This window comes from Acinetobacter sp. WCHAc060042, assembly GCF_003231195.1.
GTDB lineage: Bacteria > Pseudomonadota > Gammaproteobacteria > Pseudomonadales > Moraxellaceae > Acinetobacter.
Genome location: NZ_QKVN01000021.1, coordinates 25810 through 47202 on the forward strand (window position 1 = coordinate 25810; position 21393 = coordinate 47202).

Annotated in this window: 15 protein-coding genes; 6 read left to right on the top strand and 9 right to left on the bottom strand. The window is 38.2% G+C overall.

Annotation, left to right across the window (positions count from 1 at the left end; all coding sequences use genetic code 11):
* Positions 1–53: 53 nt before the first annotated feature.
* Together DPG01_RS10470 and DPG01_RS10475 are read right to left on the bottom strand one after the other, a co-directional pair.
* A complete protein-coding gene (locus tag DPG01_RS10470; protein WP_110975040.1) occupies positions 54–1451 on the bottom strand; it encodes an MFS transporter in 1398 nt (465 codons plus the stop codon).
* Positions 1438–2778 carry an LLM class flavin-dependent oxidoreductase gene (locus tag DPG01_RS10475; protein ID WP_110975041.1) on the bottom strand — a complete coding sequence of 447 codons (1341 nt, stop codon included), beginning with the start codon at positions 2776–2778 and terminating at the stop codon, positions 1438–1440. Before DPG01_RS10475 ends, DPG01_RS10470 begins: the two co-directional genes overlap by 14 nt.
* 274 nt (positions 2779–3052) lie before the next feature.
* Between DPG01_RS10475 and DPG01_RS10480 the strand changes: the two genes are divergently transcribed.
* Positions 3053–3700 carry a TetR/AcrR family transcriptional regulator gene (locus DPG01_RS10480; protein WP_110975042.1) on the top strand — a complete coding sequence of 216 codons (648 nt, stop codon included), beginning with the start codon at positions 3053–3055 and terminating at the stop codon, positions 3698–3700.
* Between the two features lie 84 nt (positions 3701–3784).
* Here DPG01_RS10480 and DPG01_RS10485 read toward each other — a convergent pair whose 3' ends face one another.
* Positions 3785–4492: an SDR family oxidoreductase gene (locus tag DPG01_RS10485; RefSeq protein WP_171327388.1), complete on the bottom strand. Its 708-nt coding sequence runs from the start codon at positions 4490–4492 to the stop codon at positions 3785–3787.
* A gap of 219 nt (positions 4493–4711) precedes the next feature.
* Positions 4712–8683: a molybdopterin-dependent oxidoreductase gene (locus DPG01_RS10490; protein WP_110975043.1), complete on the bottom strand. Its 3972-nt coding sequence runs from the start codon at positions 8681–8683 to the stop codon at positions 4712–4714.
* A gap of 121 nt (positions 8684–8804) precedes the next feature.
* On the opposite strand from DPG01_RS10490, the gene DPG01_RS10495 reads away from it, so the two are divergent.
* On the top strand, positions 8805–9821 hold the full coding sequence (locus tag DPG01_RS10495) for an AraC family transcriptional regulator (RefSeq protein ID WP_162622336.1): 1017 nt from the start codon (positions 8805–8807) through the stop codon (positions 9819–9821).
* A gap of 95 nt (positions 9822–9916) precedes the next feature.
* Here the strand turns inward: DPG01_RS10495 and DPG01_RS10500 are convergent, their stop codons facing one another.
* On the bottom strand, positions 9917–10975 hold the full coding sequence (locus DPG01_RS10500; protein ID WP_110975045.1) for an asparaginase: 1059 nt from the start codon (positions 10973–10975) through the stop codon (positions 9917–9919).
* A 249-nt stretch (positions 10976–11224) separates the two neighbouring features.
* Positions 11225–13822, bottom strand: a complete 2598-nt coding sequence (locus DPG01_RS10505) for a TonB-dependent hemoglobin/transferrin/lactoferrin family receptor (protein ID WP_416346131.1) — start codon at positions 13820–13822, stop codon at positions 11225–11227.
* A gap of 503 nt (positions 13823–14325) precedes the next feature.
* Between DPG01_RS10505 and DPG01_RS10510 the strand changes: the two genes are divergently transcribed.
* On the top strand, positions 14326–15201 hold the full coding sequence (locus DPG01_RS10510; RefSeq protein WP_110975047.1) for a homocysteine S-methyltransferase family protein: 876 nt from the start codon (positions 14326–14328) through the stop codon (positions 15199–15201).
* Between the two features lie 12 nt (positions 15202–15213).
* On the top strand, positions 15214–16542 hold the full coding sequence (locus DPG01_RS10515) for a basic amino acid/polyamine antiporter (RefSeq protein ID WP_110975048.1): 1329 nt from the start codon (positions 15214–15216) through the stop codon (positions 16540–16542).
* Positions 16543–16719: 177 nt separating this feature from the next.
* Here DPG01_RS10515 and DPG01_RS10520 read toward each other — a convergent pair whose 3' ends face one another.
* Positions 16720–17550: an N-acyl homoserine lactonase family protein gene (locus DPG01_RS10520; protein ID WP_110975049.1), complete on the bottom strand. Its 831-nt coding sequence runs from the start codon at positions 17548–17550 to the stop codon at positions 16720–16722.
* Between the two features lie 285 nt (positions 17551–17835).
* Here DPG01_RS10520 and DPG01_RS10525 point away from each other — a divergent pair, with 285 nt between their 5' ends.
* Both DPG01_RS10525 and DPG01_RS10530 read left to right on the top strand, forming a co-directional pair.
* Entirely contained in the window at positions 17836–18297 is a 462-nt protein-coding gene (locus DPG01_RS10525) for a DUF2147 domain-containing protein (protein ID WP_162622337.1), read from the top strand.
* Positions 18298–18441: 144 nt separating this feature from the next.
* Positions 18442–19287, top strand: coding sequence for an SDR family NAD(P)-dependent oxidoreductase (locus DPG01_RS10530; protein ID WP_110975051.1), 846 nt, complete (start codon positions 18442–18444; stop codon positions 19285–19287).
* A gap of 74 nt (positions 19288–19361) precedes the next feature.
* Here the strand turns inward: DPG01_RS10530 and DPG01_RS10535 are convergent, their stop codons facing one another.
* The gene (locus DPG01_RS10535; RefSeq protein WP_162622338.1) at positions 19362–20468 is read right to left on the bottom strand and encodes a metallophosphoesterase; all 1107 of its coding nucleotides are present in this window, start codon (positions 20466–20468) and stop codon (positions 19362–19364) included.
* A 34-nt stretch (positions 20469–20502) separates the two neighbouring features.
* Positions 20503–21366: an SDR family oxidoreductase gene (locus tag DPG01_RS10540; protein WP_110975053.1), complete on the bottom strand. Its 864-nt coding sequence runs from the start codon at positions 21364–21366 to the stop codon at positions 20503–20505.
* Positions 21367–21393: the final 27 nt, after the last annotated feature.

Genomic DNA, 21393 nt, shown 5'->3' on the forward strand with positions numbered 1-21393 from the left:
GTGCTTTTGTAACCGTTCAATTGAATAGTTGAAGAAAAATAATATTTCGACACTCATTGTTTTAAGACCTCGAAATGACTGTGCTTAACTTTGGCAATGTCTTTTGGATAAAAATACAAAGCAGCGACCAATAACCCTAGTGCAACTATTCCACTGATGATTGGAAGCACTGTAAGTGCAGCAGAGATGCCATAGGCATCAGAAATCAAACCAGCAATAAATGGCCCCGGGATTGAACCTAATAAGTGGATCGTCATCACAGAAGTTGTTCCTGACAAAGTCCGGGCAGAGACAGGAACTAACTCTTGGGTCAAGCTCAATGGGCCAGAACTGCAAAAACTTAAAACTGCCCCTGCCAAAACGATCAGACCAAATTGCAGTTTTAAATCTGTCAAAAATCCAAAAGCAATTGCATAAAATACTGTAGCTAAAGCATAGCCAACCAGTGAAACATAGAATTTTGCTTTAAAAAAACGTTGTGTCAGGTGATCTAAAACCCAACCACCGAGCGGTAAAGTAAGAATACCCACCAGTAAAAATGCACTGGTCATGAGCGAAGCTTGCGCCAATTCTAAATGATGCACACGGTGTAAATAACTTGGCAAAAAGAACACCACAGGAATCCACTGTAAGGTAACGACCGCCATAGTGACATAAGTGAGTAACAACGAAGGCGTGTGCCGAATCGCGTTCCAATTCTGTTTGATCAAGGTCCAGCGAGATGGCACAGAAGAAGCTAAAGATATTTCTGAATGAGACGTTCCAGATTGAGCCTGCTTGGTTTGTACAACATGTTCATGAACTAAAACACTTTGATAATCACGGCCACGATACAACAGAAATGCAACAACTATTCCTGGAATTGCGAGCAACCCTAACGCATGTCTCCAACCATAATGCTGTGCCACATAGCCACCGAAGGCAATACCGACCGCCATACCAATCGGTTGACTGGCAGAAAAGATACCGAGTGCTAGTTGTAATCGACGGCGTGGAAATGCGGTACTTATCCACGAGTATGAAGCTGGGGCATACGCCGCTTCACCGATACCCACAAATAAACGTGTGGTAGCTAACTGAGAAAAGCTAGAGCTGAATGCACCTAAAGCAGACGCAATACCCCAGAATATCCCCATCAAACTGGCAACTTTAATACGGCCATAGCGTTCAATTAGCATGGATACTGGAAAAGCAAACAAAACCATGCCCAAAGTCAAAATAGAACTCAGTAAACCTGCCTGTGCATCACTAATACCCCAGTCTTTTTGTATATATGGCAAAATACTGGCAATAATCATCCGATCAGCAAAGTCAAAAACCATCAATAAACATAGTAGAAAAAAGACTTTCGCTGTGACTTTGCGTCCAAACAAATAGTCGAGAGTGGGTTGCTCAACTTTAGCAAATTCGGCGGGTTCTACGTCCACATGTTTAAGGTTAAGCTGCGTCATGATATTGGCTCCGTGGACGGGTTAAACCTAAGTGTTCACGTAAGGTAGTACCTTCATATTCTTGTCTAAACAGGCCACGGCGCTGTAACTCAGGAATCACCTGTTCGACAAAGTCGGTTAAACCAATCGGAAATGTCGGAGCTAGAATATTAAAACCATCGGCTGCACCATTGTTAAACCAATGTTCAAGCTCATCTGCAACTTGAACTGGTGTGCCTATCAAAATTTTATGACCTCTCGCCCCTGCGACTTTTTTATAGAGCTGGCGAATGGTTAAATTTTCTGCATGGGCTAAATCAAGCAATAATTGCTGACGGCTCTGCCAACCTTCTGTCACGGGAAAATCAGGCACAGGATCATCCAAAGAATATTTTTCCCAGTCAATATTGCCTAAAAATGCAGACAGCAAACCAACACCGACAACTGGATCAATTAAAGATTGTAATTGTTCAAATTTTTCCAGTGCTTGCTCATACGTTTCTGCAACAATTGGCATGATACCCGGCATGACTTTAATACTGTCTGGATCCCGACCAAAAGCAGCCGCGCGTGCTTTGATATCTTGATAAAAAGCCTGAGCACCTTCTAAAGTTTGCTGTGCTGTAAACACAACTTCAGCAGTCTCTGCTGCTAGGTGGCGGCCATCTTCCGAGGAACCTGCTTGCACAATGACAGGATAACCTTGTACTGGTCGTGCAGATTGTAATGGTCCTGCAACTGAATAAAACTCGCCTTGATGATTGAGATAATGCAATTTGCTTGCATCAAAAAAATTACCTGATGTTTGGTCAAATAAATAGGCATCATCATCAAAACTATCCCATAAACCTTTGACCACATCGACATATTCACGTGCACGTAAATAGCGTTCTGTATGTTTGTTTTGCTCAGTTAAATTAAAATTTTTAGCTTCAAAGTCAGTGCCTGAAGTCACTAAATTCCAACCTGTGCGCCCATGGCTAATGTGATCCAAAGACGCAAATAAACGGGCTAAATGGAACGGTGCTAAGTATGAAGTTGAGATCGTGCTAATTAAGCCAATTTTCTCAGTGACTTGAGACAGTACCGATAAAACAGTTAGAGGTTCCCAATAGTATGCAGGCGCTCCTTTAGCCAATAAATGCGGTGCAGCTTGTGGCCAACCTAGACCATCTGCAAAAAAAATAGCATCAAATTTGCCCTGCTCTGCAATTTTTGCCAAATTCTTTAAATGTTCTAGGCTTGTCACGTCTTCAGGATTCACCTCTGGATGTCGCCAAGCAGCTAGATGATGCCCCACACTCTGTAAAAATGCCCCTAATTTTATTTGTCGCTTTGATTCACTCATATTTTTCTCACATAATTGAGCTTACTTAAATTACAAATTTTCAAATTTCTTGATCGTTTTTTGATATTTGATAATAAGAATTTAAGTAAACGATATCGTTCACTTATGTTTTTAAAATAAGAGAAATAGTTTTAAATCAAAAATAATTAATCGGGATAATGTTATTCATTGTTCATATATAGTTTTGTTGAATGATTATACGAACAGAGATTGATTATTCTTTTAATTGTCTTTTTAATAGAACCTTTAGACGACATATCAAAAAGCCAGCTAGATGACAAATGATTGTACAAAATTAAAAAAGGTATTGACGGGACGCCCGACACGACAAGATTCTGAGGCATTGCATGAACACTTATTAAATATCGCCTCTGTTTATTTTCTAGAACATGGTTTCCAAGCCAGTAGTATTGAAGGAATCGCCAAAAAAGCACAGGTTTCCAAACTGACAATTTATAGACAATATCAAAACAAAACCAACTTATTTATTGCCGTGATTCAAGCAGGGGTTGAACAATATATAGCTGATATTCGTGATTGGTCTAGAAATAAAACAGTGGATGCCGAAAGTTTATATAAACTGGGCATGTTTATTGCGACACGCTGGTTTTCTTTGGAGAATATACGGTTGCTACGGATGACAATTCCTGAAGTACAACGGATTCAAGAATTATCAGATATGATCAACGCCCTGATGATGCAAAGCCGTCAACCTGTCGAAGAATTCTTAGCTAAACTCAATCAACAGAAAGGCTATCATATTAAAAATCTCGGGATGGCAACCATTCAATTTATTCAGTTGTGTGTTTTTGGACATTATTATTTGCTTCGAGATGAGTCTTATTTACCAAATACAGAGCTATTGCACGAAAACGTGCAAAATACAGTGCACCTATTTTTGAATGGTTATCGCACTGTTTAAAATATTGTGATCTTATTTGAAATAAAAACAATATGCAGTCCCTCAATAGAAGCGAAACTGCATTTCATTATTTAGGCTGTGCTATTACCACTCAATTTCATTGCCCTGAAAGTCGACAAATCGCTGTTCGTTTTTACCCATAAAATTTTCAATCACAGCAACCATGCCCGTGGTACTTTGTTTCACACTGATAGGAGCATGACTTCCGCCCATTTCAGTTTGAACCCAACCAGGGTGTAAATTGAGTACACCCATCTGAGCAGGAATGGCTTCATTTACTGCAAAGCCACGTGTAAGACTGTTCAAAGCCGCCTTGCTCGCACGATACAGTTCCATATTTCCATCATCGTTTAAAGTTACACTCCCCATACGAGAGCTCATAAATGCAATCACACTCTTTTCAGCCATTAAAGGAAGAAGCTTTCTTGCAACTGTCACAGGCGCAATGCTATTTACCCAAAATAGATGAGAAATTTCATTTGGTGTACAACTCTCAACATGTTGATGTTCCGGCCCTAAAACACCCGCCGAAACCAACAGTAAATTGATTGATTTTTCATGATATTGGCGGGTTAAAGACTCAACTGTTTGCACATGGTTTAAATCCACTTCGACCAGTTCAAGCTTGTCTGCAAACTCAGTGAGCAATTGATTCAATTCTGTAGAGACTTGGTTTATATCTCGAATGGTCGCTATAACTTCCCAATGCTGATTTAGTAATTCACGAACTAAACCTAAACCAATCCCTCTTGAAGCACCAACTACAATTGCACGTTTATTCGCATTCAACATAATATGTTCCTATTCACTTTATGAACCGTCTAGAAAATATCTAAAAAGCAGATGTATAGCATCTTTTTTAGTCATAAACGACAACAATATACAAGTCTAAAGGACATCCAGTTTTCTCTCTATGGATCTCCATCTAAGGCTATATTTTTTACATGAATTATCAACATCATTGCAATCCTTATTCAAATAAATTCAAATGCCCTTTTATCGTTTTTGTATTTAAAATATCTTCTGCAATTCAACTGGAATGCCATTCAGTGCAGCATTGCCCGATAAAACATCAATGAATTGGTGATCTGTGATGTCGTTGACGCTAATACCCGGATTAGATGAAGCAACTGAGAGCTGCATGCCTTTGCGATGATGTCCCCAACCGTGCGGTAGACTCACTACATTTGGCATAATATCTTCAGTAATTGCAACGGTGACTCTTAAAGCACCCACTTCACTGCAAATATATACTTGCTCGCCCTGAGTAATGCGATAGTCATTTGCTGTTTGTGGGTGAATAAATAAATCGCAACGGTTTTTACCTTTTACCAAGCGCTGACTGTTATGCATCCATGAATTATTGGTACGTAAGTCGCGTCGACCAATGAGTGTCAATTTTTGAAGATGTTCATGTCTTTTGACGTAGTCGTGTAGTCGGCCGAGATCATCCAAAAATTGCTTTGGGAAAAGTTGGATTTTTTTATCTTTCGTAAACAATTTATTGGGAATACGTGGCTCTAAAGGCCCTAAGTCCATACCATGTTTATATTTTTTTAGCTTTTCCAAAGTAAGACCTTCGCCTGTGATAAAACTTTTAAATCCACCACCATAACGGCCATGTCGCAAGCCCAAATCAATCACACGTTCGATTGTCATCAGCGATTTAATCTGATGCATTGGTTTCATTTTCAACTTGGTGATCGTAGTTTGCTTTCTTGCCTTTAATTCTTCCATGCGATGTGTGAGAGCAATATAAATTTGTGCATCTGAGCGCATAAAACTTTTTTTCTTAAACAGTGGTTCAGAATATCGAGTGACATTACGAACAGCCAAATTGGTAAACACTAAATCATATAGCGCATGTTCAAATGGTCCACATGGCGGCAGAATAATATCGGCATACTTTGTTGTCTCATTCATATAGAAATCAATGGCGACCATAAACTCAAGATTCGCCAAAGCCTGCTCCAAACGGGCACCATTCGGCGTAGAAATCACGGGGTTCCCAGCAGTCACCACAAATGCTTTGACCTGACCTTCTCCCGGTGTCAGCATTTCATCCGCCAAAGTTGCGGAAGGAAGTTCACGATTAAATTCGGGGAGTTTGCGTACACGACTATGAAAACTAGCAAAACTACCTCGACCTGCAATATCTGTCATATCAATTGCTGGCGTTGTAAACATCATTCCACCTGCCCGATCTAAATTCCCTGTGATGATATTAAGAAGCTGAATGAGCCAATGATTGAGTGCACCAAACTCTTGAGCTGCAATCCCCATTCGACCATAACACACAGATTTGTCCGCACTTGCAAACTCTACAGCGATACGTTCGATTTCGGTGACAGGAATATGTGTTAGCTCAGCAATTGTAGTCAGTGGAATACTACTGACTAAATTTTGAATATCTTCAATTTTTCCATTGAGTGGCAGTCTTGACTGGACTTGAACCAAGCCTTTAGCAAAAATAACCTGAATTAAGCCAAGTAAAAAAAGTGCATCACTACCAGGTTTAATAAAATGATGTTCACTGGCGTATCGGGCAGATTCTGTACGCCGTGGATCAATCAATACCAATTTTCCACCGCGTGTCTTAATACGATCCAGCCGTCCTAAAATATCACCTGCAGTCATCAAGCTCCCATTGGATGCAGCAGGGTTTGCACCAAGCATGAGCATATAGTCTGTGCGATCAATATCTGGGATCGTAAAATTCATGCTATGGCCATACATCAAATATGACGTCAACATATGTGGCATCTGATCTAGGCTTGAGGCTGAATACATATTTTTTGATGCCAGTACTTTTTTAAAGGGGCCAATGTTCATCATGACTTCAATATTATGTGAGGTTGGATTGCCCCAGTAGCCCGCGACAGCATCATTACCATGTTTTTTTTGAACATCCACAAGGCGCTGTGCGACTTCTTCAAGCGCATCCTCCCAATCTATATCTACCCATTGGTCACCAATGCGTTTTTTCGGGGTTTTCAAACGATCGGGATCATTATGTAGATCTTGTAGGGCATATCCTTTCGGACAGATATGCCCATCACTATGTGTATCTTGTAGGTCACCCGCAATCGAAATAATCTTTTCGCCTTGATATTTGACCACAATGCCGCACATCGCCTCACATAATGTACATGTACGATGATGTGTCTGAATCGGCTTTGAAGCATCGTAAACTTTGATTGTTGCAACGACGTCATTATTCGTGTTGGCTTTAGCAATCTGTTCTCGATTCGTCGATTGCACGTGAATCATCTCTTGCAAATCAATCAACTTACGGCGTGGACGACCCACTGAACGACCCAGTTTTAGTTCTTGTATGTCTACAGCAATCCAGTCTGCAAATGTAAAAAAGTTGATCTTCTTCTGACTCAAATACTTTTTAAGTGACATGACCTCCATTGACTGTGTTTCACTGCTGGGATGCTCCAAACTTCCAAGCACTGAGTCCCTAGTTTCTAAGTCCTCGGATTTGAAGCCCTTGCTATGTAAATCAGCCACAAGCGTTTTTACCGTATGCACAGCACATTGCTTATTGGTTCCAATCACACCACTAGCACCACGCTTAATCCAACCAGCAACATATTCTTTTTCTGATAAATCACCATTGGACAGTAGCGCTCTGCCTTCGTAATGTGCAATGGTGCCACGCACCTCATCAAATTTTAAGCCCTGTATTACTTTGCCCTGATACCCTGTCGCAGTCACAATCAGACCAGTTTCCAGTGTCTGACTTTCTCCCGTGGCTTCAACGATAAGATTTTGTTCAGCATCTAAAGTGACTTTATTCATCCTAATACTTAAACCTTGTACGCCTTGATCAGTATGTATCACAGCTTCTGGGTTGGCATTGAAAATGAAACGGATGGTTTTCTCTGCTTGAACCTCTCGTTTGAGAATGCTACGCAGCAAAATCATATTTTCTTTGGCTTCACTGTGTTCTGGCAGATCCAACATCACTTCAATTGCTGGATCTAAATCAAGATCTTGCGGATTGACCTCAAGACGAATGCCTTGATGATCAATCAATTGGCGTAACTCTTTGGGCGTAAATGCCGCCTGCGCAGGACCTTTACGTGCAATGATATTGACATTTTTAATGCCACTTTCAGCAATCATTTGCAAAGCATGATCAGCAATATCTGTTTGATGTAACTCTTCAACAGGTAGGCATACAATACGCGCAATATCCAGTGCGACATTTCCCATGCCAATGATAGAGATGTGCGGATGCTTTAACTGCGGTGCTAGATTTATTTGCTCAGGATGGCCATTATACCAACCAACAAACGCCGCAGAACCATAAACACCTGTGACTGAACCACCTTGAATTGCTAAAGGCTTACTGGATGATCCACCTGTGGTATAAATCACGGCATCATAATTTTTTAGCAAGGTATCTCGATCAATATCTTTACCAACTTCAACATTGCCGTAGAATTTTAAATTTGAATACTGTTGGAAAAGCTGCGTAAAGTTTTCCGTAACAGATTTGATTTCAGGATGATCAGGAGCAACACCAAAGCGCACCAATCCAAAAGGTGTAGGTAATTTTTCAATCAGATCAACCGTTGCCTCAGGATACTGCTTGAGTAAAGCTTCACTGGCAAAAAAACCTGAAGGTCCTGCACCAATAATGGCAAAACGCTTGTTTGGTAATGTGAACTTTTGAGTCGCAATTGCTTCTGCTATTCGATGTTCAGCATCCACTTTACGTTCAGTAATGATCGGATGACGCTTAGATTCAATGGCATTGATTTGAATATATTGAATTTGCTCTTTAGGAACCGATGCTTCGGGATAAATTGCATGTGTAGGACATTCGGTCAAACAGGCATTACAACTGATACACACATCTGGGTCGATAAATAGCATTTCATCGCCTTCACGAAACGCATTTACAGGACATACATCTACACATCCCGTGTGTTTTGCACCAATACATGCATCCGTAATTATATATGCCATCTTGCAATACCTATTGTCATCCATTTAAACCCTTAAAATATTAATGTCGCCTGCAAAAGGTGTATTGACAAAAAGGCACCGATTTGACATTTTGTGCCAAAGAGCGTGTAAAAATACAAATATGTCAAAAAACTTCGTTTCTTCTAGTTTTCTGAATACCTTACTGGTTTATCTGAGTTGCAATTCTTATCAGGATGCAACTCTTATTGCTCAAATTGAACAGCTCAAAGAACGCTACGCATGGCGCATGCCCAAAGACGACTTTCTCAATGTATTAGACATTATTCAAACACGCTACCCAAAACCAGCGCTGGGTTTCCGTATTGGACGAAGTCTAAAGCCAGAACATTTTGGAGTGATCGGTTATATGGGGGTAACCTGCTCAAGCTTAGGACAAGCATTAGGTCGTTATCACCATCATCAAACTTTAGTCGATTCAGAGCTCAAGATTTCTTTAGCATTAACAGATCATGAAATCACTATGCGTTGGTGGCATAACGACCCAAGTACCCATGGCATTTGGGGAGAGTTTGGTGTCATGGTATTTATTAGTTTCTATCAGGCATTAATCGGACGTGATATTGCACCGATATGTGTTGAACTGCCTTATATGCCTGATAGTGATCCTAAAATTTATGAAATTTTGGCTGGTTGCCCTGTGAAATTTGGAACCCATGCAGTTGGGATTACCCTACCTCGTGCTTTATATGCAATGAAAATTAGTACCAGTGATCCTTATCTTCGAAGCCTGTATGACCGACAGGCTGCTGCGTTGCTACTTGACTTCTCTGGACAATATGATGCTTCTGTACGCAATGACTTTCTCACTCAAGTCAAACTTGCGATTAAAACGGGTATAGAGGAAAACCGATGTAGTGCTGAAGATATTGCACATCAATTAGATTTATCCCTGCGAACGTTCTATAGACGGCTAGATGAACAAGGTTTTCGCTATCGGGCATTGCTCGCAGACACACGTTTTGTATTAGCTAAAACCTATCTTCAAGACCAAACGCTATCATTAGCAGAAATTGCACTCATGTTAGGCTATGCAGAACAAAGTGCTTTTACGCGCGCATTTATCAGTTGGAATGGTCAGTCTCCTTCCATGTATCGCCACCATTATGGCTTAATGTAATTTTAAAAAATCACATATATTTGCAAATAAAAGAAGCACCAAATAAGGTGCCTCTTTAAAATGTTTAATTGAATATTAGAACATATTTCTCGGTCTTAATATTCCCAAAAAATACGTTGGATTTCTTTTGCATCTTTCGTTTTTGTTAAAGCAAGGGCTGCAAGTAATTTGGCTTTTTGTGGGTTAAGGTCATGTGCAACAACCCAGCCATATTTGTCATCTGGCTGCTCTGCATTTCTAAGCACAAAACCTTGTGGTACACGAGATGAACGTATAATTTGAACACCTTGTTTCTGCAACTTGGTTAGAGTTGGAACAATATAGTTCGCTACCGACCCATTCCCTGTCCCAGCATGAATGATGGCTTTCGCTCCAGCTTTAGCATAAGCGGTGTATGCATCAGGTAACATATTGCCAGAGCCATAAACAATTTGTACGAGTGGCAAACTATCGCCTTTAATATTCTCAATATTAAATTCGGAGCTTGTATTATGACGCTTCGTAGTGCTTCTAAACCAGTAAGGTTTACCTTCAACTAAGGTGCCGAGTGCACCCCATTGGCTCGCAAATGCATTGGTATGGATATTAATTGTTTTTGAAACATCACGTGCTGCGAAAATATCGTCATTCATCAGCACAAAAGTGCCTTTTCCTTTTGCACTATCATCGGCAGCAAGTGCAACTGCACTATAAAGGTTAAGTGGACCATCAGCAGACAGCGCTGTACTTGGACGCATTGACCCAACCAATACAATTGGCTTGTCTGAATGAATCACTAAATTTAAAAAGAAAGCCGTTTCTTCTAGCGTGTCCGTTCCGTGCGTAATCACCACACCATTTACATCGGGTTTTTTAAGTAAATCATTAACTTGCCGTGCAAGAGATAATAACTCTTTATCGGTAATACTTTCTGATGCAACTTGCATCGCCTGTACACCAGTCACATTGGCTAAGTTTTGAATTTGAGGAACTGCATTTAATAATGCATCTACAGGAACTTTTGCTGCGCTATACGTTGCACTGTTGGTTGAACTTGCACCTGCACCTGCAATTGTTCCACCAGTGGCCACAACAACTACACTATTTTTGGCAAATGCTACGCATGGGAGTAATAGGCTTAAACTAAGTGTTAAAGCTGAAACTGTTTTTTTCATAGGTCATCCTTTTTGAGTCATTTTATTCTTAGCATTTTTCATACCATAGTAAAATTACTGGAAAAGGATCGGATTGTATAGATACCATCACTATGTTTTGTCATTCGCTTTATTTACATAAATAGCTACCCCAAAAGATACATGCCAGAATATGCAATACGCATGCATCTATCTTAAAAATAGCCTTCTTTTGAAGGCTATTGAAGAAATATAAAAGATTTCAGTTGGTTTCTATACTGTTGATATCAATCAGAACTTCTGAGAAATACTTAACTTATAATCCCGTCCTGTACCTGTCATGTATTCACCAAGATACATTTTGTAATCACGATTAAATAAATTATCTATCGAGAAATTTAATACAGGCCCTTTCTCACCAAGGGGCTGCCAATCTGCATATACACTATGCAGTGAGTACCCTTTTGTTTTGGGCAAAGAGAAAGACGATGCTGCAATCGACTTATCATTATCAGATAAGCTTCTGTCCTGTGCATCAACGAAAATGCCCCTCCACCCCATGGTTAAATGATGTTCTGGAACATTTACCCCCAAAGTTGCGGTTGCTTTTTTAGGCGGAATGTCTGTCATCCATGTTTTTTCATCAAACCATGGATTTACTGGAGAGTTATCACGTTCTCCTCGAATATATGAATAAGTAAACCCTGCAAACCAAGTCGGTTGATTATAGAACAATTCGGCTTCATAGGCTTGAATCGTGTAATCTGTGACATTTCGGTAGAAGCCGTGATGGTAATTGCCATTACAATCACTTATGCTTCCAGAACCAGTATTGGCTTGGTTTTCAGCTTGGGCTTGACAAAAAGTTGAGCGGTTTCGAAATATTTCATCTGAGCCACGGTTGTGGTGATAGGTTAAACGAACTTGTAGATGGTCATCGTTACTCAACAGATCATCAAAATTCATTTCATTTCCAATACGTACTGCAAGCATTTTTTCTGGGCGTAAATAAAGGCTGGTGGAGGGAACGCTTGTAGCTGCCGACTGCACATAATATTGCTCATCCACCCGAGGCGCACGCCATGTTTTGCTGACATTTGCAAACCAAGTAAGTTGATCTGTTTGAGCCCAAGACATTGCCAAACGAGGAGACCAGCCTGTATAGGTTTTACTTGAGTAATCATGTCCCGCAAGAGGATTGTTATATCTTGATGCGCGGTTTGGTTTCCCATTATTTACGATATGATCATAGCGCAAGGATGGTGTAATAATAATATTATTAAATTGATATTGGTCCTCAACAAAAGCACTCAGCATCTGTTGATCACCAGCAGGCATATAATTGGGTTCATAATAGCCAAAATTGTAATCAGGTTTAGATGCATTACTCTTATCAAAAATCAAAGAATTTTGTTCCATTTTCTGGTATTGCGCACCGATTTTTAATTTATGGTCACCATATTTTGATTTTATATCACTGATATTACTTACTTTTAATGCTGTATTTGTATAGTTGACCCAACTTTCATTACCTAATAGTGCAGCGGAGCCATTCACGCTTGGTAGTCGTTGATCATGCTGAAAAGTTTTTGAGTATGAAGCAACTGCTTTAAAGTTAATAAAGGGATTAAATTCTGGATTGAATTCGTACGCAGCTGAGTAACTGGTATCCTTTTGGTCTCGATAAACTAAACGACGCTTCCATGCTTCATCATAACCATATTTATCAATATCTGCTTGGCTCGGCACTGCATCTTGGTCACGCATTGCAGCAAATGGTTCCCACCCCTCATGACCGCTACGCATGGCATTTAATGAAATTTTATGTCCATCGGCTGGATAAAAGTTGAGTTTAGCTAAGTAGGTGTCCTGTTCTTGTGCAGAATATAAAAATTTGCTGCCATCTGGACGTTTTACATCACCACTGTCTCGGTTTGTATAGTAAAACAAACCATCAACCAAACCATTCTTCATTTTACCGTAAACTGCGCCAGTATACGTGTTCTGGCTATTATTGGAAAAACGTGAATATTTTACAAAAGCACCTGCATTTTTATTTGCACCGAGCAAATCACTGGGATCTTTTGTTTCCAATGTCACCTTGCCACCAAAACCACCATTTCCAACCTCAACATTGTGAGGTCCTTTGTCTACTGTTATTTTCTTTAAAATTTCAGGCTCAATAAAAACTGAGCCCTGTCGGTATTTGTCAAAACTCTTAACAGAGTCATCGAGAGTAATGGGCACATCTGCAACCCCACCTCGCCCTAGAATATTGATCGTCTGCCCACCTGGTCGTGGTGATCCAGCCGAACCAACACTTGGCATATTATCTAATAATTGTGCGACATTATTGGCTTGGTATCGGTCAATTGCTTTTTGATTCAGTACACTTTGTCCAAATTTAACTGTATCTTCTTTTTCCGCTTCTAATACGATAGCAGGCATTTGATAAATCTGATTATCCAGAGCCATATTTGATAAAACAGATTGATTTAAATCTGTTTTTTTAGATTCTACTCCAGCCAAATTTTTCGTATCAGGCATCTCAATCAATATGTAGCCCGATACTGATTTTTGTAATTTGAATGGTGTATTTTGAATTAAACGTGCAAAAAGTTGATCTAAGGTATATTTTCCTTGAATGGTTTTTACTTGATACAGATTGGTTCTAGCAGGATCAAATAACACCGAGATATTGGCTTGTTGTGCAACATTATTGAGTGCTTGAGTCAGTGAACCTGTTTGAACTTGATAATAACTGGCTGTATTTTCACTCACCGCATAAATTTGTGTGTTCATCAAACTTGTAACAGCTAGCACTGTAGCAGTCAAAGCAAATGGTTTTATGGAATTCCAATATAAAAACTGTGGCATTGGTCGGGTCATCCAGCGCTTAATAAAAATTAAACTTCGCTAATTTAAAATATGTTCTAAGCTTTATAAGACGATCCAGCTAAAAAAAAGACGCAATTTTATTAAATAATCGTACTTTTTTTATACAACCCACCAATATCTAGTACAAATAACCATCCATATGTCATTTTTGAACGATTGCTCTTGTTTAATCTTAATTGTTGCCTTTTTGACATCTATCTAAGATATAAAATGACAATGTATTGATTTAATGTAAAATATAATTACATCAATCATGTTCATCAGTGGACTATAGCTCCGAAAAGAATTATTTTTAGAATGAGGCTCCTTATAAGTTGGTGATTGGTTTTTAAGCAATTAAAAATATGCAGAATATAATTTATAAACATTTTAAATATATAAAAAAATTTAATTTACTATAATCAAAAAAAATATAATTTATTTACTTTTAAATCCATAATCCCCTTTCTTAGTTAACTATAATGGCTGTCTCTTTTAAATGATAAACTAAAGATATGAAAATTTTAGATGGCGGCTTTGGACGTGAACTTGCTCGCAGAGGTGCTCCCTTTAGACAACCTGAATGGTCAGCACTTGCTTTAACTGAAGCACCTGAAATTGTTAAAGAGGTTCATTTAGATTTTATCCGCGCTGGTGCGGAAGTCATTACAACAAACAATTATGCTGTCGTTCCATTTCATATTGGTCAAGAACGCTTTGATGCTGAAGTAAAAGATTTGGTCAATATTGCTGTTATGCAGGCCAAAACAGCTGTTGAAGAAAGCAGAAAAAAGGTTTTAATTGCAGGATGTCTCCCTCCTTTATTTGGTTCATATCGTGCTGATTTATTTCAGGAAAATGAAGCAGAAAAACTTGCAAAACCCATCATAGAAACGCTAGCGCCGCATGTGGATTTCTGGTTAGCTGAAACACAATCTTGCTTAAAGGAAGTTGAAACTGTTCACGCTTTATTACCTAAAGATCAACGTGATTTCTGGGTTTCATTTACCTTACAAGATGAAGTTCAACTTGAACAGCCACGATTAAGATCAGGTGAAAGTATTCAACAAGCTGCTGACACGATTACACGCCTAGGAGCCAAAGCTGTACTTTTTAACTGTTGCCAGCCTGAAGTCATTCTCCAAGCAATCGTTGCGATTAAACCCTTGTTACCAAATGGTGTCGAAATTGGTGCTTATGCGAATGCTTTTCCTCCACAAAATAGTGAAGCAACTGCAAATGATGGTTTAGATGAAGTTCGTGCCGATTTAAATCCAGCATTGTATTTAAAATTTGCTCAGGAGTGGCAAGAAGCTGGAGCAACGCTATTGGGTGGCTGTTGTGGTATCGGTCCAGAACATATTGCAGAACTTTCAAAATTTTTTAAATAGTAAATAATTTTCATGTCGACATCTAAAATTGGCTTACTGTCCTTAACAGCCCTTGTTTTTAGCTCAATGGTTGGTTCTGGCGTGTTTAGTTTGCCTCAAAATATGGCATTAGTTGCCAATGGACAAGCTTTAATTATTGCTTGGCTCATTACGGGCATTGGAATCCTGTTTCTTGCATTTGCACTGCTCTATCTAACTCGGCAACGACCAGATTTAGATGGCGGAATTTATAATTATGCACGTGAGGGTTTCGGTGAGCTTATCGGTTTTTGCTCCGCATGGGGCTATTGGTTGTGTACGACTATTGGCATTGTTGGCTATGTTGTTATTGCATTCTCTGGCGTAGGTATGTTTACCGACAGCCCCCAACATGTCTATTTTGGTGAAGGTAACACGATCTATGCACTTATTGGTTCTTCAATATTTGTATGGTTAGTTCATTGGTTAGTTAGCAGAGGAATTAAAGAAGCTTCCGTAGTCAATTTAATTGCAACCATCGCTAAAACAGTTCCTATTTTAATATTCATCGTCTTCACATATATTGCATTTAAGCTAGATTTATTCACATCCAATTATTTTGATTTTTCTTTACAGATGCCCGTATGGGAACAAGTCAGAAATCTGATGCTAATTACATTGTGGGTTTTTACAGGTATTGAAGGTGCTGTTGTTTTATCTTCTCGCGCCAAAAACAGAAATGACATTGGTCGTGCTACTGTATTTGGAGTATTACTCGCATTAAGTTTCTATGTATTGGTTACGGTATTGTCCTATGGTGTGGCAAATCGTGCGGACATAGCCAATATGCATAACCCATCAATGGCTACTATTTTAGAGCAATTGATTGGGCTGCCTGGGACTATTATTATTACCTTAGGATTGATAATTTCAGTCAGTTCGTCATATCTAAGTTGGACACTTTTTGCCACAGAAATTCCCTTTCTTGCAGCAAAAAATAAAGCATTCCCACAGGTCTTTTTAAAAACGAATCAAAATAATGTACCAATTGCATCATTATGGTTAACATCAATAGTTGTACAAATTGCACTAATTTCTGTTTATTTTTTCAATAAAAACTATACGCAGTTATTACTAATTTCTTCTGTGATGATTTTACTTCCCTACTTTTTAGTCTCAGCTTTTTATTTGAAAGAGTCATGGAGAAATAGGCGAACTAAACATATCTTGATCGCAATAGTCGCTGTAATTTATGCAGCATGGCTACTTTATGCTGCTGGGATTTCTTTGCTCTTACTTTCAATGTGTTTATATATCATTGGTCTCTCAATATTTTTCTACAGTAGATATTCCAATCAACGCAAAAATAATATCGTATTGTAACTAAATCCTAAAGTAGAGCACTTAAAGGTGCTCTCGCTTTAATGATCCTATTATCATTAGAACACCTTTATATTTTATTTATTCGTATATTTTCTTATGACTATTTACTGAAATTTAATTTAAAGTACATACTAAAAATCCATATTTTTTTAAGACTTTAAATCAAATATATTCTCTCTAAATCTCAAGTATCATCGCGTCTAAATCCATTTCATGAGTTGCTAGACAGTCTATACAATCCTTTTGTTGAGATAATTGTTGAATCCATTTGAGAGATTTGATGGTATTTTCACGATCAGCCATCACCCCAGGCAAGATCATTTGCTCCCAAGATTTTCTGGCATAACCGCAATCTGAGGTTAACAATAAGCACTTGCCATTGTTTTGAATGAGTATACCTGTCAATCCAGGGGTATGACCGGGCAGGTAAACCAACTGAATCGTTCCATCTCCAAATAAATCATAAGATTCATTGGCAGGACCGATATCTGAGCGATCAAATTTAAATGTTTCTAAGGGAACTCCTTCCCATAGACTCGCCACAAATTCGAGTTTATTTTTCTGTGCATAAGCCAACTCTCGATCATTCACCAAAATCTTTTTTGCATGCTTGAATTGTTTAACACCCCCTGCATGGTCAGTATGTAAATGTGTGAGTATAACGTAGTCAAGGTTTTCAGGCTGAATCCCAAGTTCTGCCAACATTTCATCAACTGCTTGCCCACGACTTTGTAATGGTTTATTCACTAAATAATGAATCAGAGTTAAATTCTTGACTGGATGCAGTCGAACATCTTTATGAAACCCAGTATCAATCAGAATTTTTCCTTTCGGATGTTCGATTAAATAGGCTGTTACAGGAATTTCAAGTTTATCGCGATCCGTTCGCATGATGCCCAACATTGCCAATTTGGGAAACTTCGGCATTTTTTCAGGGGCAAAAATAGTAGAACCATCCACAATCGTTGAACCGCTATGTAAAATCCTTAATTTAATTTTTGAACTCATTTTTATCTCCTAAAATGATTAGGAAATGATATTCAAGTATTAAAAATAGACAATATCAGAATACTGAAACAATGCTTTTTTGGCACAGATGCAATATAAAATGGCACTCATTCACCATTAACAAATCACAACAAAAACTAAATTAACCCATTAAAGGTAGGCCAAATAAAGATTTTGCAACCTTGATAGAAGCATATATTAGCGTTAAAAATAATTTTAACGACTGTTATCAATTTAAAATACAACCAATCAATTCTATTTTTTTATATTATTCAAGGAATGAATATGAATTCCAACTTGTCCATTAAAATGCTCATTTCCTGTATTTTTTTATTTTCTACATCACTATTTGCCGAGCAACCTATTATTGGAAAATGGTTGGTTCTTGAGTCAGGAACAGGAAAATTAAAGGCAATCGTAGAATTTAAAGAAGAATCAGATCGCACCATTTCAGGTACAAACATTAAGATATTAGATGAAAATTTAGGTCAAAATTCAGTTTGTTCTAAATGCCCTGAACCTTTTAAAAATAAACCATTGCTAGGCAGTAAAGTAATTTGGGATTTAAAGCCCTCAACAAAATATGGTGAATATATTCAGGGTTATGCCTTAGATGTGACAAATGGAAAAATATATAAAGGTAAAGCCAAAGTCACTCAAAATGGCAGACGCTTAAGTATGCGGGGCTATATTGGATCTAGTCTTTTAGGTAGAACAGAGACTTGGATTAGAGCCACTGACGAATAGATAAAACAGTCTTCTCAATCATCCAAAATCTTAAATTTCACACCAAAGATAATTGGGCGCAACTGAAATACTCAATAGCACTGACTACCATCTCTTATCTGTAATAGATAATAAATTATAATATGACGATAAAAGGAGTTTCTCATGAAAAATTTAAATAAAGCCGTTTTTATTACAGGTGCAGGGTCTGGCATTGGCTTTCAATGTGCAAAAACCTTATCTGCATTAGGCTATACCGTGTATGGTACGGTACTTAATGAACAGGAGTATAAAAACTCAATAGAAAATATTCCCAAAAATTTCCACCCATTCATCATGAATATTTTAAATCAAGATGATATACAAAATGTAAAACAGGCATTGTCTGAATTACTAGACCAAAAACCCTTATATGCCTTAATCAATATTGCAGGCGTGATTTATAATGGGCCACTCATGGAATTAAGTAAAAAGCAGTTTGAACATATTTTGGGTGTTAATGTGGTCGGTGTACATGCCATGACTCAAGCACTGCTCCCTTTCTTATCTCACAATTCAGAACCATCTAAAATTATTAATATGAGCTCACAAAGTGGGCTACGCACTTTACCATTTACAGGGTTTTATTCTGCCAGTAAATTTGCACTAGAATCATTATCGACGGCGATGAAATTAGAATTTCAGCCATTAGGCATCAAGGTTTCCGTCGTCGAGCCTGCACAAATTCAAACCCCTATGGCAGAAAAAATATTGCAAGACGTGAAAAAACATTTATCACACCCAATCTATGGAAAAGCAATGCAACGCTTTTACGACAGTTCAAAAAAATCTTTTGAAACTGGATTGCCTGCAATCGCTGTGGTAGATACTATCGTAGATATATTAGATGCAGAAAAACCCGAATATCAATATGAAATCCATACCAATAAACTGCGCGATTATTATTTACTTCGTAAGTTACCAATGAGCTTAAAAGACTATCTCATTAGCAAAAAGACTGGGTTAATCTAATCAGTTTCATTTATAAATCTCTAACCATTAATATCGTTAGAGATTTATTAATTTATGATGTTGATTTATGACATTTACTCAGCTTTTAACTGAATAAAGTTAATCTCATTTTTAGCCCCTAATCGAATAGGTAGCATAAACGTTCCTGCACCTTGTGATACGAAAATTTGAGTATCCTTGATTCGATATAATCCTTGATTAAATGGAAAAAGATATTTTGTAATCCAAGTTGCTGGAAAAACTTGTCCTGCATGTGTATGTCCTGCAAGCATGAAATCAATTTTTTTATCTGCAATATATTCAATCCCAACAGGACTATGATGCATCAAAATAGTCGGCTGATGCTGTGAAATATCAAGCTGATTCATGACAGACTGAATGCTTTGCTTTTGATTTGATGGATGTAAATCAATGGTTTTGTCATCTGCTTTCATATAGTTTAAACCAATCAATTGAACACCATGCGTCTCTACACTTTGGTTGTGTAATATGTTCACCCCATTTTGATGAATGAGTTGCAAAGTCTTGGTGGTATCAATTTCATTTTCATGATTTCCTCCAACATAATAAACTGGGGCTTGCAATTTTTTTAATGGTCTAAATTCATCTTCAGTCAAAGCAACATCAGCATCAACAAAATCACCTGTAATTAAAATAAAATCTGGCTTGAGCTGATTGGTTTCCTGCACGATTTTACTTAAATAATCAGCACCACGATGATGACCCAAATGGATATCTGAAAGCTGTACAACATTTAAATCGCTGGATAAATTTTTCAGCTTAATTTCAGTGCTTGTAATTGAAAAACTACGTGCATTGATCGCACCAATTACCGTGATGATGATTGCAAAAACGATCGACAATATTCCTGTTATTTGATTACTTGGAAATTTAACTAATTTTAAAAGGTGAAAAAATACAAGCATCAGTAATAAAAAAATATAAAAGGTAAATAAATAACCGCCGACAACATAAAAATAACCCATATTTTTACTTGCAGATGTCGCAGTTAAAATAATCATGATTAACAGCATAGTCACGACGGCGATAGCAAGCATCGCCGTTTTCTTATTTGCGTTTAGGCCGAATGATGTTCTTAATCTAGCATCCACATAAATTGCAGATACAGCAATGCCAATAACGAAGAGTAATGGAACTCCGATAACAAGAATGTATTGCATGATGACCATGACTCCCTTTGATTCTTAATTCAAATTACTTGGCTTTTTCGCAGAGTTCTTCACTCAAAATCCATAGATCAGTAGCAAGCTTGTCATCTAATGCTTGCTTAGCAGGCTTAGCGATTTTGCGTTTCGAAATATATTGTCCTTTTAACGATGCTGCCTCAGCAGATGTTGCAAGCCAAATCAAAGAGTCAGCCCCTTGTTCAGGAGTGACTGCAAACGGCTGTGCTAATTTATAAACTAAATTGATGAACCAACCTTGATCTGTACCAAATGCACCAAAACTTGTATTGACCATGCCAGGCTCAAAACAGTTGGCAACGGCCGAAGTTCCCTCAAGCTTTCGTTGTAATTCTTTAGTAAATAAAATATTTGCCAGTTTGGAAGTTCCATATGCTCTTGGCCCAGAAACTTCTGTGTTGTAAGGGGTTTGGGCAAGGTCTAACTTTCCTCGTGCCTGCATAGAACTTGAAGTGCTGACCACACGTGCATTGGGTGTGTTTCTAATTAAATCGAGTAATGCCATAGTCATTTGAAAATAGGCTAAATGATTTAATGCAAATGTAATTTCATAACCATCTGAACCCAATACTGGTTTCTTAAATGTCGCTCCTGCATTATTTACCAATACATCGAGGCGATCATGTCTAGATTTAAACTCTTCTGCTGCACGACGAATGTCAGCTAACTTTGTTAAATCGCAAAGAATATAATCCAAATGAGAATGACCAGTCGAAGCTTTAAGCTCGTTTACAATCTGTTCTGTTTTCTTTTGATCTCGCCCAATTAAAGTGACGGATGCACCACGTTTTGCAAATTCAGTGGTGGCTGCCTTGCCAATACCATTGGTCGCCCCTGTTACTAATATGATTTTGCCTGTTAAATCTTGCTTCATTTTTGAAACTCCAAATAAAAATATATA